This is a genomic window from Gluconobacter sp. P1D12_c, assembly GCF_018812105.1.
GTDB classification, from domain to species: Bacteria; Pseudomonadota; Alphaproteobacteria; order Acetobacterales; family Acetobacteraceae; genus Gluconobacter; species Gluconobacter oxydans_A.
On the sequence record NZ_JACSIQ010000004.1, the window covers coordinates 182,579 to 204,722 of the forward strand.

Annotated in this window: 21 protein-coding genes and 1 tRNA gene; 6 read left to right on the forward strand and 16 right to left on the reverse strand. The window is 56.2% G+C overall.

Translation table 11 applies throughout. The features are described from left to right. Positions 1-6 precede the first annotated feature (6 nt). Together KP705_RS06260 and KP705_RS06265 are read right to left on the reverse strand one after the other, a co-directional pair. A complete protein-coding gene (locus KP705_RS06260; protein ID WP_046902051.1) occupies positions 7-489 on the reverse strand; it encodes an SUF system Fe-S cluster assembly regulator in 483 nt (160 codons plus the stop codon). Positions 490-609: 120 nt separating this feature from the next. Then, positions 610-1,929 (reverse strand): DUF445 domain-containing protein, encoded by a 1,320-nt coding sequence (locus tag KP705_RS06265; RefSeq protein ID WP_308267189.1) that lies wholly within the window; start codon positions 1,927-1,929, stop codon positions 610-612. Positions 1,930-2,024: 95 nt separating this feature from the next. Here KP705_RS06265 and KP705_RS06270 point away from each other — a divergent pair, with 95 nt between their 5' ends. Together KP705_RS06270 and KP705_RS06275 are read left to right on the forward strand one after the other, a co-directional pair. Next, positions 2,025-4,790: a phosphoenolpyruvate carboxylase gene (locus tag KP705_RS06270; protein ID WP_046901414.1), complete on the forward strand. Its 2,766-nt coding sequence runs from the start codon at positions 2,025-2,027 to the stop codon at positions 4,788-4,790. Between the two features lie 86 nt (positions 4,791-4,876). Beyond that, positions 4,877-6,466 carry a S10 family peptidase gene (locus KP705_RS06275; protein WP_046901413.1) on the forward strand — a complete coding sequence of 530 codons (1,590 nt, stop codon included), beginning with the start codon at positions 4,877-4,879 and terminating at the stop codon, positions 6,464-6,466. 383 nt (positions 6,467-6,849) lie between these two features. On the opposite strand, the gene fusA is transcribed toward KP705_RS06275, so the two are convergent. The 3 genes from fusA to KP705_RS06290 all read right to left on the reverse strand — a co-directional run bounded on the left by fusA (position 6,850) and on the right by KP705_RS06290 (position 11,320). Beyond that, complete coding sequence (gene fusA, locus KP705_RS06280; protein ID WP_046901412.1) at positions 6,850-8,952, reverse strand: elongation factor G; 2,103 nt, start codon at positions 8,950-8,952, stop codon at positions 6,850-6,852. 166 nt (positions 8,953-9,118) lie between these two features. Further along, positions 9,119-9,421, reverse strand: coding sequence for a 50S ribosomal protein L28 (gene rpmB / locus KP705_RS06285; protein ID WP_007282133.1), 303 nt, complete (start codon positions 9,419-9,421; stop codon positions 9,119-9,121). Between the two features lie 96 nt (positions 9,422-9,517). After that, positions 9,518-11,320, reverse strand: coding sequence for an ABC transporter ATP-binding protein/permease (locus tag KP705_RS06290; RefSeq protein WP_046901411.1), 1,803 nt, complete (start codon positions 11,318-11,320; stop codon positions 9,518-9,520). Positions 11,321-11,588: 268 nt separating this feature from the next. On the opposite strand from KP705_RS06290, the gene KP705_RS06295 reads away from it, so the two are divergent. The 3 genes from KP705_RS06295 (at position 11,589) to KP705_RS06305 (ending at position 13,851) form a co-directional block, all read left to right on the forward strand. Next, positions 11,589-12,227 carry an NUDIX domain-containing protein gene (locus KP705_RS06295; protein ID WP_235271799.1) on the forward strand — a complete coding sequence of 213 codons (639 nt, stop codon included), beginning with the start codon at positions 11,589-11,591 and terminating at the stop codon, positions 12,225-12,227. Beyond that, on the forward strand, positions 12,224-12,655 hold the full coding sequence (locus KP705_RS06300; RefSeq protein ID WP_046901409.1) for a DUF3574 domain-containing protein: 432 nt from the start codon (positions 12,224-12,226) through the stop codon (positions 12,653-12,655). Before KP705_RS06295 ends, KP705_RS06300 begins: the two co-directional genes overlap by 4 nt. 89 nt (positions 12,656-12,744) lie before the next feature. Beyond that, the gene (locus KP705_RS06305; RefSeq protein WP_046901408.1) at positions 12,745-13,851 is read left to right on the forward strand and encodes an AI-2E family transporter; all 1,107 of its coding nucleotides are present in this window, start codon (positions 12,745-12,747) and stop codon (positions 13,849-13,851) included. A gap of 48 nt (positions 13,852-13,899) precedes the next feature. Here the strand turns inward: KP705_RS06305 and KP705_RS06310 are convergent. The 7 genes from KP705_RS06310 to KP705_RS06340 form a co-directional block, all read right to left on the reverse strand. Continuing rightward, positions 13,900-13,976 (reverse strand) — tRNA-Pro (locus KP705_RS06310). Between the two features lie 61 nt (positions 13,977-14,037). Beyond that, positions 14,038-14,883, reverse strand: coding sequence for a MerR family transcriptional regulator (locus KP705_RS06315; protein WP_252348264.1), 846 nt, complete (start codon positions 14,881-14,883; stop codon positions 14,038-14,040). After that, complete coding sequence (locus KP705_RS06320; protein ID WP_046901407.1) at positions 14,876-15,199, reverse strand: integration host factor subunit alpha; 324 nt, start codon at positions 15,197-15,199, stop codon at positions 14,876-14,878. The genes KP705_RS06315 and KP705_RS06320 overlap by 8 nt, the downstream gene beginning before the upstream one ends. 72 nt (positions 15,200-15,271) lie before the next feature. Beyond that, positions 15,272-16,240 (reverse strand): beta-ketoacyl-ACP synthase III, encoded by a 969-nt coding sequence (locus tag KP705_RS06325; RefSeq protein ID WP_215764187.1) that lies wholly within the window; start codon positions 16,238-16,240, stop codon positions 15,272-15,274. Between the two features lie 8 nt (positions 16,241-16,248). After that, positions 16,249-17,358, reverse strand: a complete 1,110-nt coding sequence (gene plsX, locus KP705_RS06330; protein WP_215764188.1) for a phosphate acyltransferase PlsX — start codon at positions 17,356-17,358, stop codon at positions 16,249-16,251. A 63-nt stretch (positions 17,359-17,421) separates the two neighbouring features. Continuing rightward, positions 17,422-17,625, reverse strand: a complete 204-nt coding sequence (gene rpmF / locus KP705_RS06335; protein ID WP_046901404.1) for a 50S ribosomal protein L32 — start codon at positions 17,623-17,625, stop codon at positions 17,422-17,424. 154 nt (positions 17,626-17,779) lie between these two features. Beyond that, the gene (locus KP705_RS06340; protein WP_064273133.1) at positions 17,780-18,361 is read right to left on the reverse strand and encodes a DUF177 domain-containing protein; all 582 of its coding nucleotides are present in this window, start codon (positions 18,359-18,361) and stop codon (positions 17,780-17,782) included. A 108-nt stretch (positions 18,362-18,469) separates the two neighbouring features. Between KP705_RS06340 and KP705_RS06345 the strand changes: the two genes are divergently transcribed. Then, positions 18,470-19,042 carry an outer membrane protein assembly factor BamE gene (locus KP705_RS06345; RefSeq protein WP_046901402.1) on the forward strand — a complete coding sequence of 191 codons (573 nt, stop codon included), beginning with the start codon at positions 18,470-18,472 and terminating at the stop codon, positions 19,040-19,042. Between the two features lie 8 nt (positions 19,043-19,050). Here KP705_RS06345 and KP705_RS06350 read toward each other — a convergent pair whose 3' ends face one another. The 4 genes from KP705_RS06350 to def are packed head-to-tail and all read right to left on the reverse strand — an operon-like array spanning position 19,051 to position 22,088. After that, positions 19,051-20,418, reverse strand: a complete 1,368-nt coding sequence (locus KP705_RS06350) for an ATP-binding protein (RefSeq protein ID WP_046901401.1) — start codon at positions 20,416-20,418, stop codon at positions 19,051-19,053. Then, positions 20,396-21,094 carry a response regulator gene (locus tag KP705_RS06355; protein WP_046901400.1) on the reverse strand — a complete coding sequence of 233 codons (699 nt, stop codon included), beginning with the start codon at positions 21,092-21,094 and terminating at the stop codon, positions 20,396-20,398. The genes KP705_RS06350 and KP705_RS06355 overlap by 23 nt, the downstream gene beginning before the upstream one ends. Continuing rightward, a complete protein-coding gene (locus KP705_RS06360) occupies positions 21,091-21,573 on the reverse strand; it encodes a MarR family winged helix-turn-helix transcriptional regulator (protein ID WP_232309068.1) in 483 nt (160 codons plus the stop codon). Before KP705_RS06360 ends, KP705_RS06355 begins: the two co-directional genes overlap by 4 nt. Positions 21,574-21,575: 2 nt before the next feature. After that, the gene (gene def / locus KP705_RS06365) at positions 21,576-22,088 is read right to left on the reverse strand and encodes a peptide deformylase (protein ID WP_046901398.1); all 513 of its coding nucleotides are present in this window, start codon (positions 22,086-22,088) and stop codon (positions 21,576-21,578) included. Between the last annotated feature and the right edge of the window lie 56 nt (positions 22,089-22,144).

Sequence of the window (22,144 nt, forward strand, 5' to 3'; positions counted from 1 at the left end):
GTGTCCTCAGTTGACCGGATCAGCCACGGGGACTGGCCCGGCGCCGGTAGTGTCGAGAGAAGGCTCCTTGGGCTCCTTCCCGCTATGTAGAACGGAATGTCGGTCCATATCCGCAAGCGTAATACTGTTGAGCGTTCGGAGAATGGCGTCATTCACCATGTCCCATTGCCCCGAAAGGCCACACAGGGAGCTATGTTCGCACTCCCGACCGTCGCAGCAGGCTGTAATCGAAATCGGACCATCAACAACGGCGATAACCGTGGCGATCGTAATTTCTTCCAGCGCACCTGCCAAACGGTAACCGCCACGGGCCCCTCGATGAGAGATGACGAGTCCGCTCGAAGCCAAACCCTTAAGCAGCTTTGCAACGGTTGGCTCGGGTACTCCGGTCTCTCCTGCCAGCGCGGCGGCTGTTGCCAGACCCTCGTGCTGTCCGAGGTGGACAAGGAGGACGGTGGCATAATCGGCTAGTTTGGAGAGCCTCAGCATAGCTTGCACACTCACATTACATTCATTCAAGACTTATGAAGTCCTGATTAGGTTCCAGATGACCCATGCTGTCACAAAGGTCAAGAAGTTTGTGATGTCTTAAACGGAGTTATAACCTCTTCAGACACCGAAAAACAGGCGGGAGATCAGATCAAGGCCAGCTCCAGCCAAAAACCCGACGACAGTCCCGTTAACGCGAATATAGGCCAGATCCCGCCCTACACGTGCTTCCAGACGGCGCGCAAGGTCATCGCCATCCCATCCTGCCATGACATTGGCGATAAACCCGGAGAGCTTGTCTCTGACGCCAGGAAGCAGCTTCGAGACCATGCGTTCCACGGTGGTGTTGATGCGCTCTCTCAGCGGATCATTTTCACGCATGGACGTTGCCAGACCGGTAATCGCCGTATCCAGAACAGAGGCACTCCAACCGTCCTCTTTTGCGCAATCCTCTTCTGCCATCCGGCGGACGCGCTCCCAGAGTTCGCCGCTCCAGGCCTTTAGGCTGGAATGCGTGAGAACTGAGCCAATCGCTCGCGTCAGATCCTGTCGGCGATCCGGATCCGTTTCCATCCGATCGATTTCAGCCCGCACCCACGTCGTGAAGCCATGCCGAATATCCGAGTCCATCGGGTCGATCCGTTCAATTTCAGCCTGAAGAGCCGTCAGAACCCGATTGGCAACCGATCCTCCAATGGCCCAGCCGAGGAAGCGCCCCCCCTGCTCACGCACCCGCTCCTCGACGAACTGCCTCAGATCACCCTCCTTGGCAGCGACGGTGGCCTTGAGCTTTACCAGAAGGAAAGAGAGCACTTCCTGATGCATCTCACTGTCCACCATCGCCCTCATGGCGCGAGAGACGAGTGGCGCGATTTCCTCACCATTGAGCAGGACCGGCAGCGCGCGCGATAGAGCAGCACTCGCCCGACCGTCCTCAAGGCGATCAAACAGGCTGGGGATACTGGCGCGCAGCGTGGCGACAAGTGTCTGTCGGGTAGATGGCTCGCTGAGAGCGTCCGCGATCAAACCTGGCAGATCAATCTTGGAGAGGGCCCGATGAACGTCGGCATCCGTAAAGAACTGACCAGACACAAACCGGCCCAACGCCTGCCCTAACCGCACCTTCTGTCTGGGAAGGATAGCCGTATGAGGAATAGGAAGCCCCATCGGATGTCGAAACAGGGCAGTCACAGCAAACCAGTCTGCCAAGCCTCCAACAACGCCGGCTCGTGAGCCTGCCCGAAGCACGTTTAATGCCAGGCTATCATCGTGGAAATGTCTCGCCGCCAAATAGGTCGTGCCTGTGGCAACCGCGCCCATGCCGACCAAAAGGCCTCCGGCCAATCTGGTTGGCGAAGACCCCTTCTGCGGAATGGCCTGACTGACATCTTTCTTCATATCCGGACGCATGAAGCCTCCGATAGCATCATCCGGACGCACTGTCGCGTCCGCAACAAGGTTGCGCTCACAGGCCGGGCATGGAACATAACTTGCCCGTTTTCAATTTACCTTCCGCAGAAGCGAGACTGCTCCCGATGTCTGACTGCGCCTCCCGGCACGACACATCCCTTTCCGACCGCATCGACGCCATGACCACGCGCCTGACACAGGAACGCAACGGTCTTAGTGATCTGATTGCCTCCATTGGTGATGAACTGTCCATCGGAAAAGGTGAGAAAATCGAGGAGCTGGAACACACAGTTCGAACCTTGCGGGACGAATATTTTTCGCAGCGTGCCGCTCATCTTCGCCAATATGTCGGTCTTGAAGATGCGGACCCGACAGAGCGTCTGAAGCAGGTTGCTGCCAAACTGGTCGAGCAGGCACCGTCGCCGGAAGCCCTGACCAAACCAGCAATTGCTGCTGTCTTTACAGCTCACCCGACATTTGCTCTGGCTGACCACGTCTATGCGCTCATGGCCGAACGTGCCTCCAATCCGGAAGCGCCTCTCCCATGCCTGACAACACATCGCCGGTCGGCACCGCCGACACTTGCCGATGAGCAGTCCCTCGCCCTGGCTGCCGTTTTGCGTGGCCGCGATGCCCTTGATGAGCTCACGACATCTCTCATTGAAAAAATGACATCCCGGTGGGCGAACGAGGCGGATCATGTGGATCCCTCACCCATCATTCTCGCAAGCTGGGTCGGTTTTGATACAGACGGGCGCAATGACATTGGCTGGTGGGACACAATTCGCATCCGTCTGGAACTCAAACTTGCGCAGCTTGAACGTCTTGAATCGGGCCTGACTGAACTCCGCCTTCAGGATACGTCACTGGCGATGCGTGTTCGCCGCGCCATGGAAGCGGTCCGGACACAACATGCTGCATGTCCGAGAAGCAAAAGTGCTACCCCCGAAGACATTCGCGACTTTGCACAGACCCTGATCGCACATCGGGAAAAAGCCCTGTTGGACGCGAAAGAGCTCCAGCCCTTCTTCCGGGATGCCGCATCGGGACTGGAAGCTTCAGATGCCCTCCGTCTGCGCACGCTCCGGGCCGGGTTCATGAGCCACGGGCTTGGCATTGCGCACATCCACACGCGCCTGAATGCCGCTCAAATCTATAACGTTGCCAGAACGCGCCTCGGCCTGACGGATGACCCGGCTCTTCCGTCCCGCCGGCGCGTGCTGCTGTCTCGGATCAACGATGCGCTCGATGATCTGACCGCACGCCATGTCGATTTTGGCTCTCTGCTCGTCGAGCCGGCATCGGCCGCGCGCCTGATGATGACAATGGCGCAGATTCTCAAGCACATTGACACTGGGTCCCCCATCCGTTTCCTTATTGCTGAAACAGAAAGCGGATACACGCTGCTGGCCACGCTGTGGCTAGCCCGCCTGTTTGGCATTCAGGATCATCAGATCGAAATTTCTCCCCTTTTCGAGACGGAAAGCGCACTCGAAAACGGAGAGACCATCCTTGAGGAAGCGTTCCGCTCCCCACACTGGCGGGATTATCTGCGTGCGAACGGCAGACTATCCCTGCAGTTCGGTTATTCGGACTCGGGTCGTTATGTCGGGCAGTTAGCCGCCACGAATCTGGTTGAGCGCCTGCGGATGCGGACGCTGGACCTGCTGAAAGAACATGATCTCGAGGACGTTGCCCTCACGCTTTTCGACACTCACGGCGAAAGCATCGGCCGCGGCGCCCATCCTTTCAGCCTCCGTCAGCGTCTGGACTATTTTTCTCCGGCAAGAACGCGGATTGCGTTTCAGAATGCAGGTGTCGGCTGCCGTGTAGAAACCGCATTCCAGGGTGGTGACGGCTATACATTGTTCGGAACGGGAAGCATTGCAGCCTCCACGATTGCGACATTGGCCGAGCATGTGGCGCACGTTCCGACGAGCGTGAATGATCCCGTCTATGAACGCCCGGATTTTGCAGCAGACTTCTTTTCGACCATTGCGCTGGACATGGGCGCTCTGGTCAACGATCCGGGATATGCAGCACTCTTGAGTGCTTTCGGGCCATCCCTGATCGACAAGACAGGCTCCCGTCCGTCCGCACGTCAGTCTGACGCCGCTACAGTGACGCGCATCACGCATCCAAGTCAGCTGCGCGCTATCCCGAACAATGCCATCCTTCAGCAGCTTGGCTGGTGGGCCAATGTGCTGCACGGACTTGGAAGTGCGGCGCAGCGTCATCCGGAAACATTCGAGCAGTTTGTCACCAGTTCGCCACGTTTCCGCGAAGCCATGGACTTTGCGCGGCAGGCATTGGCTCACTCCGATCTGGAAGTCCTGCGCGCAACAATACGTCAGCTTGATCCGGGAACCTGGCTGGATCGGGCCTCCAAGGCGCAGGACGAAGAAGAGCGTCAGAATTTCCTGACCATTTCCCATGGATTGGAAGTTCTACGCTTCTGGACGAGCGCACCGGCAATGTTCCGCCGTATCCAGACGGATCATATTGCCCTACGCGCCGCGTGGCCCGATGCACCGCATATGGAGCCCCGCGAAAAGTTGCTGCACGCCATCCGCTTTGCACTGATTGATCGCCTGTGGGTTCTGTCTACGCGCATTCCCTATTTTGGCCCGCGCAATAGCCTGACACGTGATTCCATCACCAACCTGATCCTGTGTCTGGATATCCCGCGCTCCCTGCATCTGCTGGATGACCTCTTCCCGGTCTCTGGCCCGAGCGTGGCCAATCTCGACTTCGGCGAGCCGGGCGACGCAGGAGAAGAAAGTGGCTTTGCGCGGGAACACCGGGAAATTTTCCAGCCGCTGGAACGCTCGTTCAACCTGCTACGGGAAATCGGCGTGGCGATCATGCATACGAACCGTGCATTCGGTTAAGAACGAAACATTATAACATCTGGCTTGTCTGCAAGTCAGCTATGCGTTTAGAGAAGGGCAGAACACTTAACACAAGGCCCTTCTGAATGCTTCGCAAGGCTCTCTTCCTGGGTGTTGCCATGATGGTAACACCCGCTCTTGCCGCTGAACCCGCCAAGGATACTCCTGCCCCCAATGCCGACAGCGTTACACGCGGCACGGTAGTCGTGGATGGCTCGACCATTCCTTATCAGGCTGTTGCCGGGACCATTCTCGTGCACGGGTCAGAGTACAATGATTCCAATGAGGTTCTGACCAAACGCGGCATCAAGGTTGAAGCCGGCAAAGACGATAGCGACAAGAACCCACCTGTCGCATCGATGTTCTATACCGCCTACTTCAAGGATGGGGTTCCATCAGCGAAACGTCCTATTACCTTCCTGTATAACGGCGGGCCGGGGTCGGCGTCTGTCTGGGTTCATATGGGCACGTTCGGGCCACGCCGCGTCAACACCCCCGGTGACCAGCATCTTCCCGCCGCACCTTACGCTCTGATCAACAATCCCCAGTCTCTACTGGACGTGTCTGACGTTGTGTTTGTCGATGCGCCGGGAACCGGCTTCTCGCGCATTGCGGGCAAGGATGCAGCCAAGGAGTTCCTTGGTGTCGACGGTGACGGAGAGGCGTTCACCCACTTCATCTCGAAGTTTCTTGCAAAGTACCACCGCTACAATTCGCCCAAATACCTGTTTGGCGAAAGCTACGGCACCATGCGCTCCGCAGTCGTCATCAATGATCTGGAGCAGGAAGAGAACATCGATTTCAATGGTGTCATCCTGCTCTCCCAGATCCTGAATTACGACAACAGCGCTGATGCACCGCAGTTCAACCCTGGCGTTGATGACCCGTATGTTCTCGCTCTACCCACTTATGCTGCAACGGCGTGGTATCATCATTGCCTGCCACAGCAGCACCCGGACCTGAAGGCCTTCCTGAAGGAAGTCGAGCATTTTGCTGTGGCGGATTATACCGTTGCCCTCCGTCAGGGAGCAGACCTGCCGGAAAGCGAGCGTCAGGCTATTGCAGAGAAGCTCCACACCTACACTGGCCTGCCGGTGGACTATATTCTACGCTCTGATCTCCGCGTGAACGGCGGCCAGTTCGAACAGCAGCTTCAGGCTGCAACGGGAATGGCAACAGGTCGTCTCGATACGCGGTATTCCAGCCCGACGCTTGATCCGATGACGAAGGAAGCAGATTACGATCCGCAGTCCAGCGCTATCAGCTCTGCCTATGTTTCGGTCTTCAATGACTATGTGCGGAACACTCTGAAGTACGGCACAGACGAAACCTACCGCCTCTTCAATCCCGAAGGAAACTGGGACAACAAACACACCCAGCCAGGACACGGCTACCAGCCCAAGGGCGTTCCCAATGTCATGAGCGACCTTGCCATGGCAATCAAGACGAACCCAAACCTGCATGTGATGCTGAACGGTGGCTACTACGATCTCGCGACGCCTTACTATGAAGGTATTTACGAGATGAAGCATCTTCCGATGGCTACCAGCCTTCAGAAGAACATCGAATACGCTCAGTATTCGTCCGGACACATGGTCTACGTAGACCCGGCAGCCTTGCAGCAGCTTCATGACAATGTCGCAGCGTTTATCCGCCGGACAGACAATCTGCACTGATCTCAAGCGTTTTCAGAAAAGGCGACGGAGGGGCAACCTTTCATCGCCTTTTTTTATGTGTCATCAGGCAAGCCTATGTGCACACGAGCCTTGTCGGAGCCTTCGATCGAAAACTCGTGTGCACTCTGCGGCTTGGTTGCTGGGACAGCCTGCACCAGATCAAGAGCTCGTAAAAGCCGGTGTTTCTGAGCGTTGGCGCTCGCAGAAGAACACCAGGCAAGGCGAGAAACACTCTGCAAGCAGAACACTATTCATGGAGACGATAGCAATAACCGACGCCTGTGCTTCAGGCAGGGGTATTGGTGCGTCTTTATGGAATATAGGGACAAAAAACCCCGCCAGATTGCTCTGGCGGGGTCAGATGTCTCACCGAGGTGAAAAAATCAGGCGGACTTCGCCATGATTTCTTCAGCCACGTTACGAGGAACAGCCTCGTAGTGGTGGAACTGCATGGTGAAGGATGCACGACCCTTCGTTGCAGAACGCAGATGGGAAATGTAGCCGAACATTTCCTTCAGCGGCACCTGGGAACGGATCATCACGGTCGAACCAGACGTTTCCTGGCTCTGGATGATGCCGCGGCGACGGTTAAGATCGCCAACAACATCACCGACATGATCGTTCGGCGTCGTGATTTCCACGTCCATGATCGGCTCAAGAATCACCGGACCGGCATTCTTCATGCCTTCACGGAAGCAAGCCTTGGCGGCGATCTCGAAGGCCAGAGCCGACGAGTCAACGTCATGGTACTTACCGTCAAGCAGCGTGAACTGGAAGTCCACCGTCGGGAAGCCAGCGAGAACACCCGTGGTGCTCTGCATGCGGATACCCTTTTCGACAGCCGGGATATATTCCTTCGGAACAGTACCGCCGACGACCTTGTTGGTGAAGATGATCTCGTCCGGCTTGTCAGACGGAGCGAACTCGATCTTGACTTCAGCGTACTGACCCGATCCACCAGACTGCTTCTTGTGGGTATAGGTCTCAACGTGCGGCTTCGTGATCGTCTCACGATAGGCCACCTGAGGTGCACCGATGTTGGCATCAACGCCGTATTCACGACGCAGACGGTCAACAATGATGTCCAGGTGAAGCTCACCCATGCCGGAAAGGATGGTCTGACCCGTTTCCTGATCGGTCTTAAGGTGCAGGGAAGGATCTTCAGCCGTCAGCTTCTGCAGTGCCAGCGTCATCTTCTCGACGCCATCCTTGGTCTTTGGCTCGACAGAGATGTCGATAACCGGAACCGGGAACTGCATACGCTCCAGAACCACCGGATCAGCGGCATCCGCCAGCGTATCACCCGTGACCGTGTCCTTCAGACCAACGAACGCAGCAATGTCACCCGCACCAACGGACTTCACTTCCTGACGCTTGTCAGCATGCATCTGGAACATGCGGCCAACGCGTTCCTTGTGACCCTTGGTCGTGTTCAGGATCGTGTCGCCGGCATTCAGAACGCCGCGATAGACGCGAACGAAGGTCAGCGTGCCGTACTTGTCGGAAATGATCTTGAACGCAAGGCCAGCAAACTTGCCGTCCGGGTCAACCGGAACGATCGGCAGGAAGTCTTCGTCAACCTCTTCGCCTTCCGGCGGAGCAATGCGGATGCCTTCAACTTCGTCCGGAGCCGGCAGATAGTCGATAACTGCATCGAGCAGCGGCTGAACGCCTTTGTTCTTGAACGCCGTACCGCACATGACGGGACGGAATTCGCCGGAGATTGCACCCTTCTTGATGCACTTCTTCAGCGTAGCGATGTCAACGTCGCCCTTCTCGAAGTACTCTTCCATGGCGTCGTTATCCACGGCAAGAGCGGTATCGAGCAGGGTCTGGCGAGCTTCCTCAGCCTTTTCCTTCAGGTCAGCCGGGATCTCTTCATAGTGGAACTTGGCGCCAAGTTCGCCGCCTTCCCACACGATCGCACGCATCTCAACGAGATCGACAACGCCAACAAAGTTTTCTTCAGCACCGATCGGCAGCTGCAGCGGAACTGCAACGATATCCAGCTTCTCTTTCAGCGTGCTGAAAGCGTAGTAGAAGTCTGCACCCGTACGATCGAGCTTGTTGATGAAGATGATGCGCGGCACGTTGTAGCGGTCAGCAAGACGCCAGTTGGTCTCGGACTGCGGCTGCACGCCAGCCACACCTTCAATCACGAAGATGGCGCCATCGAGCACGCGGAGCGAGCGATTCACTTCAATGTTGAAGTCAATGTGGCCCGGGGTGTCGATGATGTTGATGCGGTGGTCGTTCCACTCACACGTCACGGCAGCGGACGTGATGGTGATGCCGCGCTCACGCTCCTGCGCCATGTAATCGGTGGTGGTGTTACCGTCGTGCACTTCACCGATCTTATGGGAGACACCCGTGTAGTACAGGATGCGCTCGGTCGTGGTGGTCTTACCAGCATCGATATGAGCGGTAATACCGATATTGCGGATCTTCGAGAGAGCCGATTTGGCTTCCTGAACGCTTTCGGACACGGAGAACCTCCAAAAAACAATAAAAGGTGTTTCAGTCTGGACTGAAACACCTCCGCTGCGGCTCGTTAAAGCCGAACCTGATTTGTCCCAGTGGCGGCTGAATGACCCAGACCGCCATGGTTTTCAAGAGTAATCTTTATGAACCAGCCGAAGCCGGAAAGATTTCTCAGGCTGTCTGTGCAGCCTTACGCTCCTGAACACGCAGGATACGACGCTTGATGACCTGAGCTTCTTCAGGAAGCTTGCGGTTTGGCGTTCCCAGCAGGAACGAATCCAGCCCACCATTGTGCTCGATCGTACGGATACCGTTGGTGGACAGGCGCATGCGCACTGAAGAACCAAGAATATCGGAGATCATCGTGGTCTCCTGCAGATTCGGGAGAAAACGACGGCGGGACTTGTTATTGGCGTGGCTGACGTTATTGCCCGTCAGCACGCCCTTGCCCGTGACCTGGCAACGGCGAGACATGGTAGCACTTTCCTCGATGCTGGATGACGCAGGACAGCGGAGGCCCGGCGCGTTCCGTAAATCAGGCGCGGCTTATCGCGAACGAGAGGGCTTTCGTCAAGCCCTCATGACCGCTTCTCCCGCCTGAACCGACCACATTCTTGCATAATAGCCGTCTTTTTGCAGCAATTCCGTGTGTGTTCCACGTTCGACCACCCTTCCGGCATCCAGCACGACGATCTGATCAGCGTCCTGAATGGTAGATAGACGGTGCGCAACGATCACCGTTGTTCGGGACAGAGAAAGCGCGCGCAATTCCTGCTGTATCGCGGCTTCTGTCCACGTATCGAGGGCACTTGTTGCTTCATCCAGAAGAAGAATTCTGGGGTCTTTGAGGAGCACGCGCGCGATTGCGACCCGCTGTTTTTCGCCCCCTGAGAGCTTCAGCCCACGCTCTCCCACGACTGTGTCATATTTTTCTGGCAGCTCATTAATGAAGTCATGAATTTGCGCACGGGCGGCCGCAAGTTCGACAGCCGCTTCTGGAGCAGAAGGATCTCCATAGGCAATATTTTCGCCAATTCCCGCATTGAACAGAACCGTGTCCTGCGGGACGGTTCCAATCACTCGTTGCAGATCTTCCAGCGCCACATCCCGCAGGTTTTTCCCGTCAATAAAGATAGAGCCCGATGTCGGATCATAAGCGCGGGTCAACAGACGCCCGATCGTTGATTTTCCTGAGCCCGTATGCCCGACGATTGCTAGAGATGTTCCCGCCGGAATATCCAGATTAATATCATGCAGGATTTCGCGGGACGGATCATAACTGAAGGAAACATGCTCGAACCTGATCGCAGCAGGACCACCTGTCGCGAGCTTGGCGGGCAAGGGTGCTGGATTTTTCGCCTCAACAATTTCTGAGTGCGTACCAAGGAGTTCAAGGTAGTTCTCAAGATCTACCCGGGCATTTCTCCAGCCCGCGCTGACGTAATTCAGCGCTCCTACAGAACTATAGAGCCCTCGAAGGTAGCTACCGATCAGAACGAACTGCGCGACACCAATCCTATGCTGCACGATGTCATGAGCGGCCAGCAACAATATGACCGCGGTTGCGCCCGCAATTAGCAGGCTTCGCGCCATCTGGGAAAGGCCGACCAATCGTTTCAAACGAATTTCAGCGTTCTTTAGAGCGACACGCGACCGGTCGTAGCGGAGAATTTCCTGATGACTGTTGGCAAAACTGCGGACTGTCTCGAAGTTCAGCATACTGTCAACGAGTTGGTATTGTGCCTGACTGTTGGCTGTGTTCCGCGCACGCCGAGCTGTCATTCGCATACGCGTAAAAACATACGATACAGCTGCGTAAACGCCGATCCCGCCGACAGCCACCACGACATACCGCCAGTCAAAGATCCGAAACACGACGAAAAGCGTCATCAACAGTTCGATGGTGTTTGGCAGAACGTTAAAGAGGACAAGACTGAGCAGTGTGCCAATCGCATCCGAGCCACGATCCAGTGTCCTCGTGAGAGCTCCCGTCTGCCGGTCAAGGTGAAACCGGACGCTCATGGCGTGAAGATGCTCCAACCCCACCAGCGCAACACGCCTTTGCAGGTCAGCTTCAATAGGAGCAATCAGCATTTCACGGAGCGGCGTCGATAGCCCCGCAACAACACGGATGATCGCGTACTGGCCAATTAACCAGAACGGGACAGCCAGCAGCGCCTGATGCTCTGACAACGCCGACACCATCCGACTGAATAGCCAGGGGGTCGCAACTGTCGTCCCGCTTTCTACAAGAAGCAGAACCATCGCCACCCCGACCCAGAACGCCGTACGGCCAGGGTTTTCAGGACGAATTTTTTTCCAGAGTTCTTTGAGAGACAGGCTTTCCGATTTCGAATCGTGTTTCTTTGACATGCCAGACTATGAGAAAGAGAGGCTCCGCTTTGCAATCGCTCGCGCGCATGCGAAACTTTCGATTGTGCTAGAAAAGTCTCCATTCCCGAATCTTGATCCGTTCCTCCGACATATAGAGGCCTGCAATAGCGCACGCCTTCCCGGCGGACGGCGCCCGTTTTTTTGTGCTCACGAGCAGATTGGATGGATTTCCCCGGAAACGTCCCTCCAGCTTGAATCTTTAGGATTAAAAACACAGGAAAAATTTGGCGTTGCGTCAGGAGAGGACTTGTTTCCCCTCTCCCAAACTCTTGCCAGACAGGGCGTGTATGCTTCGCATGATGAGCCCTTCGACGTTCGCAACGCGCAAGGTCATGTCATTGGACGTGTTGACCGGGGCGCCATTCCGGTTCTGGGAGTGGCGGCAGAAGGCATCCATATGAATGGCCTCGTAGAGCATTCCACAGGCACAATGCTATGGATCGCCTGTCGGAGTATGTCCAAGCGTCTTGATCCTGGAAAACTGGACCATCTGGTCGCCGGCGGCATGAGTGCCGGGCTTGACCCACAGATGACCGTTATCAAGGAAGCTCAGGAAGAGGCTGGCATCCCGGAAGAGCTATCCCGCCGCGCAGTGCCCGTCAGCCGACTGCACTACGCCATGGACCGCCCTGAAGGGCTTAGAAGAGATGTTCTTCACTGCTACGACCTGATCCTGCCAGAAGATTTTGTCCCAGTAGCAGAAGATGGTGAAGTTGAGAGTTTTCATCTGATACCGCTAGCGGATGCATTCTCTCTCGTCCGAGATACTGATGACTTCAAGTTCAACGTCAATCTCGTTCTGATCGATCTGTTTATCCGGCGGGGCCTGTTCACTTCCAGCGAATGTACCATCCTTAGAAATGCACTGGCACAAACACACTCATGAAAAACCTCGGTCTCACTGCCCTGTTCCTTTCGCTTCCCCTTTTGGGAGGCTGCGTCGTCCCGGTGAGTGTCACGCCCGACCTCTGCCGCGAAATGCGTGCTCAGGATACATTGCAGATCAGAATGATGTTCGGGCAGACGCGTCCCGGCGGACTGCCCATAACAGATGATGAATGGCAGACATTCGTTACATCCGAAATTACCCCCTATTTCCCGAGCGGCCTGACAGTTTTCAGGGCTGATGGGCAATGGATGAATACTGTGACCCATGTGGTAGGCAGGGAACCGTCCAGAATTCTCTGGGTTGTGACACCTCCCGACAAGAACCTTCAGCACAATCTACGTGCAATTCAGGCCGCTTACCGGCAACAGTTCTCCCAACAGGCTGTGGGCCTCACCATCCAATCCGGATGCTCGCTGTTCAACTGAGAACCTACGGACATGGTGCAAACACTTCGCCAGTGCGCGGACGGATAGCGCATCAGCCATAATTTCCGGCCACTATTTTCAGGACCCCCATGACCGATCAATTTCCTCCTCGTTCCCCTGAAGTCATTCCGGTGGAAGCCTCGGATTCCACCGGAACCATACAGCGTCGGGCACGGGGGTTTCTGGCCCTCTTTTTCGTGGCTATCGGTCTTTACACACTGAAAAATTTTCTTCCGGCTTTGTTATGGGGATGCGTGTTCGCCATTTCCCTTTGGCCGCTTTACCAGCGCGCTGAGCGTCGGTTTGGCCGCAATGACTGGCTGCCGATGAGCTTCACCCTTGTTGTTGCTCTGATTTTTCTGGTCCCGGTTTCTCTCGTTGGCGTCAAACTTGCCGATGAAATCAGGAGCGCGCTGGAATGGATTGAGGACGTGCGGAATAACGGCATTCCAATGCCCGAATGGGTCCCGCGTCTTCCATTCGTGTCCACGCAGGCAACCACGTGGTGGCAAAACCACATGACCAGCCCACAACGGCTGTCCCACCTGCTCCACTCAGTCGATGTCGCTCATGGTATGCAGATGACAAAGCAAGTTGGGTCGCAGGTCGCACGCCGCGGCACACTTTTTGCGTTCTCTCTACTGACGCTCTTCTTCCTGCTGAAGGATGGAGATTACGTGATTCGTAAGGGGCTAGTGGGCTCCCATCGGTTGTTTGGTGAACAAGGCGAAAGCCTTGCCAAACAGATGATCTCATCCGTTCACGGAACACTCGCAGGGCTTGTGCTGGTTGGTCTGGGAGAAGGGGCAATCATGGGAGCTGCCTATATGCTTACAGGCGCCCCCCAGCCCCTGCTCTTTGCCATGCTCACGGCCGTGGCAGCCATGATACCTTTCCTCGCTTGGCCAACAGTCGGACTGGTCGCTCTCTTGCTGTTGGCTAAAAGCAGCATGATTGGCGCAATTGTCGTGATGGCTCTGGGCTCCGTTGTAATTTTTGTAGCCGACCATTTTATCCGCCCGGTTTTAATCGGCGGCAGCACCAAGATGCCGTTCCTTTGGGTCCTGCTTGGCATTCTAGGCGGAGCAGAAACGTGGGGCCTTCTCGGCCTGTTCCTTGGACCAGCAATTATGGCCGCACTCCATCTGCTGTGGACGCTCTGGACAGAAGAGCGCACAGACAAGAAAAAGGCCTGAAAAGGCCTTTTATAATACCATCATTTTTTAAGGTAATTACCGCAGGACTGGTCGGGCAGGCGGGATTCGAACCCACGACCCCCAGTCCCCCAGACTGGTGCGCTACCAGGCTGCGCTACTGCCCGTTCGTCCTGCGGTGGCGGTGGTTTAGCAGCGCAAACTCATCACCGCAATGGGGCATCTGCCCTATACCGGAAGAAGACTTCTCAAAATTTGAAGTTCTTCCAGAATTTCCTTCATTTCAGAACGCAAAAATTCGTTTTCTGCATCCAGATGCCTGACGGAGGCAGCAAGGTGCTGATTCGCATCCTGCAGAACCAGAACTTCTTCTGTGTCATAAATTGAGAAAGGCGCTTCGGCTTCGGCTTCGGCTTCGGCTTCGGCTTCGGCTTCGGCTTCGGCTTCGGCGAATGTCCTTCCCGTCAGACACTCGTCAAGCACCTGATCCGCCTTTTCTTCAGGTTCAAGAGTTTCGGGATACTCTGAAAGCGATACGTCTTCTTCGTCGTGAAGCACCGACGTCTCACCAACGGCGACACTCTCTTCTCTCAGTTCAGGAGCACCAGAGATCTCTGGTACTGCCGGAGCTTCGGGAAAGATAATATCGTCCGCAGCGTCTCCTAAAACTGGACCCTCAACTGGAGCGGGCGCTGCATGAACACTCGCAATATTCTCCTCTGCCTTAGGAGAAACAGTGCGATTTTCTAGAGATTTCCTAGCTTTTTCTTCTCTTAAAACTCGCAGAACGCCTTGGCCCTTATAGCCCTGTACGTAGAGAAGATCGGAAATAAGACGAAGCGTCTCGACGTGTTCAGGGCTGTAATAACGGCGCCCACTTTCCCCACGAAATGGCTTCACACCCGGATAGAGAGTTTCCCATGAACGCAGTCGATGCTGCGGAATATGGAGCTCTTCCGCGACCTCGCTGATGGTTCTGTAAGCGTCCGGGCCCTTTTTGATTTTTCCAGCCCCAGAATCAGCCAGATTATCGTCGGAGAGATCAGCGCTATTGTTCGAAGTGGTATCAATCATCTGCGTCGTCCACATCGCCAGCATGGCTTTCCACGCCATTCATCTGGTCCCGCAAAAGCTGCGAAGACCGAAACACCAAAACAGCGCGAGGCAAGATTGGAACCTCAACCCCGGTCTTGGGATTTCGCCCGATGCGTTCTCCCTTCTGGCGGACAGAGAAGGTCCCGAAGCCGCTCAGCTTCACGGATTCACCTGCTTCAAGTGTGGAGGAAATTTTCTCCAACACACTTTCCAGAATCATGGAGGAATCGTGCCGGGACAGCCCAACACGGCTATAGATGTGCTCGACAAGATTCGCGCGCGTGACTGTACTCATGACACATGCGTATCATGACGTTCAGAACAGTCAAAGGAATCAATCGTTAACCTTGAAAGACAATGCGCCGTCTCACATGCGGACGAGCGCGGAACCCCAGGTTAAACCGCCACCCAGCGCTTCCATCAGAACAAGATCGCCCTTCTGGATACGACCGTCTCTGACGGCTTCATTCAGAGCCAACGGGATGGAAGCGGCAGACGTGTTAGCATGACGGTCCACTGTCACCACGACACGATCGGCGGGAAGAGCCAGCTTTTTGGCCATACCGTCAATAATACGGAGATTGGCCTGATGCGGTACAAGCCACTGAATATCCTGCCCCGTCAGGTTGTTGGCTTCCAGTGCTTCATCAACAGCCTGGGAAAGCTTAACAACCGCATGACGAAACACTTCTCGCCCAAGCATTTTAAGATGTTGAGTCGTGCCTGCGCAGCCTACTGCCCCGTCAACGTACAGAATGTCCCCAGATCGACCATCAGAATGAAGATGGGTCGAGAGAACGCCCTCACCTTCCTGAGCCCCTGCTTCCAGAAGCACCGCGCCGGCGCCGTCCCCGAACAGAACGCAGGTTGTGCGATCATTCCAATCCAGCAGTCGAGAAAAGACCTCGCTCCCAATCACGAGAACTTTCTTGGCCAACCCGGATTGAATGAACGAATTTGCTGAGGCCAACGCATAGACGAACCCCGAACATGCAGCGCTGATGTCGAAGCCAAACCCTTTGGTAATTCCGAGCAGGGCCTGCACCTGTGTTGCCACCGCGGGGAAAACCTGATCTGGCGTGGAGGTTGCCACAATGATGGCGTCAATGTCGTCAGCACTTACACCGGCCTGCTCAAGAGCCTGACGCGCCGCGGCAGCGGCCATGGACGCCGTCGTCTCATCCCCTGAAACGATGTGACGCTGCGTGATACCCGTGCGTGCCCGGATCCACTCGTCGGATGTTTCGATCTTCTGAGCGAGATCGTCATTCGTGACAATCGTGCGCGGCAGATAGCCACCCACGCCTGTCAGGCGGGCACGAAGGGGACCGGACATAAAGTTTCTCAGCTCACAGGTTCTGGGGCGACCGTGCTGGCAGCAGCAGAAGCTGGATCAGCTCCAAGCATACCGAGCTGATCCAGGCGGGCACGGATCTTGTCGTTCAGGTTATGGGTTACGGCATCCATTGCGATATCGACGGCTGAGGCAAAAGCTTCGCCATCTGCGCCACCATGAGATTTCACAACAACGCCATTCAACCCAACAAAAACAGCGCCATTATAACGCCGTGGATCAATCCATTCCCGCATTCGCTCCAGCCCCGGGCGAACCAGCAGATAACCGATACGGGTGAGCAGATTGGTCTCGAAGACGCGCCTCAACAGACCGAAAGCCAGCTTAAGAGCGCCCTCGCCTGTTTTCAGGGCAACATTCCCAGTAAAACCATCTGTCACGACAACATCCGTCGTCCCGGCGGTAATGTCATGCCCCTCAACAAAGCCGTGAAACTGTTCCGCCAGTGTGCTGTCACGAAGACGCTCCGCAGCCTGACGAAGCCTCTCGTCACCTTTAAGGTCTTCAGAGCCAACGTTCAGGAGCCCGATTGTGGGCTTTGGCAAACCCAGTGCGGCCTGAGCAAAAGCCTCGCCCATGACGGCGAATTCTACCAGATTGCGGGCGTCACACGCGATATTGGCGCCGAGATCGAGCATGACGGTATCACCGCGCGCAGAGGGCTGCACAGCAACCATCGCAGGGCGGGAAATTCCAGGAAGCGCTTTGACGATAATCTTGGCCAGAGCCAACATCGCTCCGCTGTTTCCAGCAGACACAACGCCACGGGCTTCACCAGAAGATACAGCCTCCATAGCCAGACGCATGGAAGAGCCACGAACGCGCAAAGCTGCGGTCGGCTTCATTTCCATTGGAATGCTGGCTGGAGCGTGACGAATGTCACAGATGCGGGCAGCTTTAGGATATCGTGCCAGAGTCGGCTTTAGAACCGCCTCATCTCCGATCAGGAGCAGTCTGGCTGTCGGATGACGATCAGCCGCCAGTTCGAGACCGGCAAGGACGATATCCGGTGCCCTGTCTCCCCCCATTGCGTCGACGGCAAGGGCATAAGGCCCTAGGGCCGCGGCGTCACGAACAGGCGTGACAGGCGCTTTAGACATTAAGACAGTTTCCCGGACAGCATCGCAGATGCGGATACTCCATCAGAGCATCCGCAGAAGAGATCAGGCGCGGACGGCCGTCTTCAGGCTCTTGCCTGCTGCAACAACTTCACGACCATCGTAATGACCGCAATGGCTGCAAACGTGGTGCGGGCGCTTCAGTTCGCCGCAGTTCGCGCATTCCGCATGCGCTTCAGCCTGCAGGGCATGGTGGCTGCGACGCATGCCAGCACGGGACGGCGAGGTCTTTCTTTTAGGGACGGCCATGGCTTTTATGCCTCTTTCTGCTTCTGTGTCGGCACCCTTGCTCCGCTCCCAGCGGCATCCGGTGCCCCGTTGTTCGTCGTCTCGTATTTACGCCGAGTTCAGGCGGGCGGCTCTAGCAGAGCAAACGCAAACCCGCAAGCTAAAGCGAGGGATTTTATTCTTTTTTATCCCCGTTCTTCAGACCCACGAGCGCTGCAAATGGGTTTGGGCGACGCTCTGACTCAGGCAGGTCCTCGGACTGATCGTCCCCTTCTTCCCCTTCCGCAGGGGCCACGTCAACAGCATTTTCCAGACCGGCACCTGGAAGACGAGGATATGGGTCCAGCATCAGGGCCAGTTGTTCGGCAGCGGCTTCGCCAATGTCCAGCGCCTTGCCATCATGCGGAACGTCGTCAGGGGCATCCAGATTAATGGAATCGATGTCGAATTCATCTTCCGGCATCTGGGATTCCGGAATGAAGCGCAGAACAAAGGTCTCGGCGAGCACATCGTCAAATTTTTCTGCCGTAATGACGCATTCCTGTGTCACCTTTGCGCTCAGACGGCCCTGAGCAAGAATTTCGGTCTTGCTTTCAGGTGTCAGAACGAAGCGACACTCAAGATGATGCACTGCCGGAATGCCAAACCGCCGCGCCAGGGCTTCACGCTCCTGCGGGGTTGCCGTCACGGTTTCTTCTGTTCCTGCCCCTACCCGACTCAGGGGGATACGACGTGAAAATTCGGGAGAATGAGACATTTGAGCACTCCATCCCCGGTTACATAGGGGAAATCGTTGACAGGCAGGTATCGTTTAAGGCACCCGCAGGGTTGAGCGGTTCTCTTGCACAGGATAGTTTCCGGTTCCATGAATAACGCATCTTTTCTGACGACCAAAAGCAGAACACGTCTTGTGCAACGCCTCGGTTTCACCGGTTTGGCCTGTGCTCCGCTCCTTCTGGGAGGATGCTCGGTATTCAGCCCGATTCCCGAGCCGCGCGGTTCGCTCATCGAGAAGACCGATTACGCCCAGCTGGTGCCAGGCACCAGCACACGGTCTGACGTGCTCGACAGCCTCGGCTCCCCGACCGCACACGCAACCTTTGACGACAACACATGGATCTATGTGTCCATGATCACGTCTCCAACGCCGCTGGGCTTCCCAACGGTGGACAAGCAGCAGGTCGTGGTTCTGAACTTCGACAACTCCGGCGTACTGCGGAAGATGGATACCCTGAACCGCAAGGATTCCATTCGCGTCGGCATGGTGGGCGCCACAACCCCAACGCCGGGCACCAAGACGTCGGTCATTCAGGAGCTGCTGGGTAACGTTGGCCGTTACAACCCAATGAGCAACATGAGCAGCACATTTGGTGGCAGCCAGGGCCCACTGGGCAATCAGGGTACCGGCAATGGTGGTGCAGGTAATAGCCTGCCCTGATCTTCCATCTATTTTGGCAGGCTGAGCAGAACGCCCAGCCCGCCAAGTGGGCTTTCAAGCAGCCTGATGGTGCCCCCATGGGCATGAATGATGTCGCGGACAATTGTCAGCCCCAGACCGCTTCCGCCGTTACTCCCTGATCGTGTTGACTGCAGAATTGTCGCCCGCTGATCAGGGGGAATACCGGGGCCATTATCTTCCACTGTAATCTCGATCCTTCTCTCTCCTTCCCAGAGAGAGATTCTCATGGCACCCCCATGCCGTCTGGCATTGTCTGCCAAATTGGTGAGCGCACGCTTCAGCGCATCCGGTCGGACTGGTATTTCAACACCCTCCCGTCCCTCGACCCCCAAGACCTGACCGCCAGCACGTCTGGCAGCCACAGCAACCTCATCAATTAGAGATCGTAGATCCGTCATGACGGGGCGTTCCGATCCTTCTCCACGCGCAAAAGACAGATAGCTGCCAATCAGCCGCTCCATATCTTCGATATCCGTCACCATGTCCTGAATATCGGGCTGGAGATCTTCAGCCTGAATGCGTCCTTTTGTCGGGAGCATGGCCATACTGAGGCGCAGCCGCGTTAAGGGGGTCCGCAGATCATGGGAAACCCCCGCCAGAACCGCCGTCCTTTGCGCGACAAACCGATTAACGCGATCCTGCATGCGGTTGAACGCGATAGCGGCCTGACGCACCTCACGCGCACCCTGAGGGCGGATAGCCCCCTCATCGCGGCCTAATCCAAAAAGCTCAGCTGCCTGAGCGAGCCTGCGAATGGCGCGCACCTGATTGCGCATAAACAGTGCGGCAATGACAAAAAGAAGCGCAGAACTGCTGAACGCCCAGGCAACGAACATCCAGATCGGGCCTATGCTAAGCCTCTTATGAGGCGTCAGGACGTCCAGCACACCATCAGGCAGAGCAATGGAGACTCTGACAGTTTCCGGAACGGCAGACCAGTCCACAAAAAAGGGACGTCCCAGCCCCTGATGCAGAGCACGCTCAAAATCATCGTCGATGGGACCGAGAACATGGTTCGTCCCTTCGCGCCCTAAAGTCGCATTCGGATGAAAAACGAATTCAAGCTGGGTTCGTGCAGACGCATCTCGCAGAAGAGCTTCGCGCCGATCCTGCTCAGGCGTCCGCTCCAGCATCGACATGACGAGCGAAACCTCGCCTGTGATGCCATCAGACAGACGCCGGGAGACGACATTCAGATAAGTCCCGTAAAACAAAATCAGGACGATCGCCTGCGTGACAAGCAGCGGCGTCAGGACGATCAGCATGGACCGCCCTAAAAGGGAGCGCGGAAGAACACGCCTTAGCGGACGATCAAGCCGCCCCCAGTGGTCTTCAGATCCCGGGTTTGAGAACATAACCCTTCCCGCGAACCGTATGGAGGAAACGTGGCTCCTTGGGATCGACCTCAATGCGCCGCCTGAGACGCGTCACCTGCACATCCACAGCACGTTCTCCGATTTCATCCATGTCGAGCGCTTTGGCAATGTCTTCGCGCGACATAACAATCCCTGGGCGACTGGTCAGCACCCCCAGCAGGGCGGCCTCGCCTCCTGTCAGATGGACCGGCCCGTCCGGGCCGGTCAGGAGGCCACGCGGCACATCGAACTCCAGCACGCCTAACCGTAGAAGAGAGGGCACTTCGGAGACTGCGGAAACGGCGGGCACAATTCTTCTTAGATGTGCACGAAGGCGAAGCAGCAGTTCTCTCGGTTCGAACGGCTTGCCCAGATAATCATCCGCCCCGGATTCCAGTCCGTCGATCCGATCCGCCGGCTCGCCCCGAGCCGTAAGCAGAAGAATCGGTAACGACAGCCCCTCCGCTCTGAGTGCCCGCGTTAACGAAACCCCGTCTTCTCCTGGCATTGTGACATCTAGGACGATGGCATCCGGCTGGATCAATTGCAGCACTTCGCGAGCCTGACGGGCATCTTGCGCCGTAGTGACACGATAGCCGTTTTCAGCGAGGTACCGCTGCAAGAGCCTGAGCAAGCGGGAATCATCATCGACAACAAGAATATGCTCGTCACTCATCGAAAACCTCCTCCCGGAGCGATCTGGAGAGGTGAAAGAACGCGCTTGAACCCCTCAACCGCAGTTACTCCTGCCTCCCTGTAGGCCCGTGTCATGACATCACGGATCAGCTGAAAAAGCTGTCGCTCGATCGCCTCGCCTTCAGGCGTGAGCTTGAGCGGGCGCTTGCGCCGATCATGCCGGTCTTCTTCCTGCACCAGAAAATTTCGCTCACGCAGGTCTCCCAAAGCCCGACCCAGCGACTGCTTTGTGATCCCTAGGCTGGCAAGCAGAGCGCTGGGAGTGATCCCGGGATGGGCTGCGACCAGAAAAAGAATTCTATGGTGCGCAGAACCCAGGCCGTTTTCCCGCAAAAGTGTCTCGCATTCTGAGTTAAGACTGCGCCACGCAAGCATGAGTGCTTCGTAGGACTGCCGAATCTGCTCTTCACGAAGATAGAGATGTGCGGTCGCAGAAGGTGGTCCGTCCGGAAGGCGCATTGTCACCGAACTATTTCCTCAACGTACCCGAAGCGGCTGAAATCCTCGATGCGTTGCGGGTAGAGAATGCCATCCAGATGATCGTTCTCATGCTGAAGAACATTGGCGTGGAACCCAACTGCCTCGCCTTCAACCTCTTCTCCATTTTCATCGAGGCCCCGATAATGGACTTTGGCATGGCGAAGGACATCGCCTCGCAAACCTGGAATCGAAAGGCATCCTTCGCCACAAACCATCATCTCTTCACCAAGAGGTGTAATTTCCGGATTGATCAGAACACGTGGCAACAGAGCCTGCTCAGGATCGGAAACCCGGTTTGCGGGCACGCGATAGACGAAAAGTCGCAAGGGATGATGAACCTGGGGCGCAGCCAGCCCGGCGCCATTTGCATCGACCATCGTGTCCAGCATATCCTTAATCAAATGGCGGATTTCCGGGGATTTTGGATCAGAAACAGGTTCTGCGATCTGGTGCAGGACAGGGTGACCCATACGGGCAATCTTGAGCAGGGCCATGAGCTTCCTCTATCAGTTGCAGAACGTTAACGCACAAATCGCCCGCAGATTGCGCA

Bases quoted from the DNA above. Each gene is read 5' to 3' on its own strand.
- plsX (WP_215764188.1), bottom strand. From the start codon at position 17,358: ATGTCTAAAGCGCCTGTCACGCCTGTTCGTGACGCCGCGGCCCTAGGG.
- KP705_RS06355 (WP_046901400.1), bottom strand. From the start codon at position 21,094: ATGAGTGACGAGCATATTCTTGTTGTCGATGATGATTCCCGCTTGCTC.
- KP705_RS06305 (WP_046901408.1), top strand. From the start codon at position 12,745: ATGACCGATCAATTTCCTCCTCGTTCCCCTGAAGTCATTCCGGTGGAA.
- KP705_RS06320 (WP_046901407.1), bottom strand. From the start codon at position 15,199: ATGAGTACAGTCACGCGCGCGAATCTTGTCGAGCACATCTATAGCCGT.
- KP705_RS06300 (WP_046901409.1), top strand. From the start codon at position 12,224: ATGAAAAACCTCGGTCTCACTGCCCTGTTCCTTTCGCTTCCCCTTTTG.
- rpmF (WP_046901404.1), bottom strand. From the start codon at position 17,625: ATGGCCGTCCCTAAAAGAAAGACCTCGCCGTCCCGTGCTGGCATGCGT.
- KP705_RS06270 (WP_046901414.1), top strand. From the start codon at position 2,025: ATGTCTGACTGCGCCTCCCGGCACGACACATCCCTTTCCGACCGCATC.
- KP705_RS06315 (WP_252348264.1), bottom strand. From the start codon at position 14,883: ATGATTGATACCACTTCGAACAATAGCGCTGATCTCTCCGACGATAAT.
- KP705_RS06345 (WP_046901402.1), top strand. From the start codon at position 18,470: ATGAATAACGCATCTTTTCTGACGACCAAAAGCAGAACACGTCTTGTG.
- KP705_RS06325 (WP_215764187.1), bottom strand. From the start codon at position 16,240: ATGTCCGGTCCCCTTCGTGCCCGCCTGACAGGCGTGGGTGGCTATCTG.
- KP705_RS06340 (WP_064273133.1), bottom strand. From the start codon at position 18,361: ATGTCTCATTCTCCCGAATTTTCACGTCGTATCCCCCTGAGTCGGGTA.
- rpmB (WP_007282133.1), bottom strand. From the start codon at position 9,421: ATGTCTCGCCGTTGCCAGGTCACGGGCAAGGGCGTGCTGACGGGCAAT.
- KP705_RS06360 (WP_232309068.1), bottom strand. From the start codon at position 21,573: ATGCGCCTTCCGGACGGACCACCTTCTGCGACCGCACATCTCTATCTT.
- KP705_RS06275 (WP_046901413.1), top strand. From the start codon at position 4,877: ATGCTTCGCAAGGCTCTCTTCCTGGGTGTTGCCATGATGGTAACACCC.
- KP705_RS06260 (WP_046902051.1), bottom strand. From the start codon at position 489: ATGCTGAGGCTCTCCAAACTAGCCGATTATGCCACCGTCCTCCTTGTC.
- KP705_RS06290 (WP_046901411.1), bottom strand. From the start codon at position 11,320: ATGTCAAAGAAACACGATTCGAAATCGGAAAGCCTGTCTCTCAAAGAA.
- KP705_RS06350 (WP_046901401.1), bottom strand. From the start codon at position 20,418: ATGTTCTCAAACCCGGGATCTGAAGACCACTGGGGGCGGCTTGATCGT.
- def (WP_046901398.1), bottom strand. From the start codon at position 22,088: ATGGCCCTGCTCAAGATTGCCCGTATGGGTCACCCTGTCCTGCACCAG.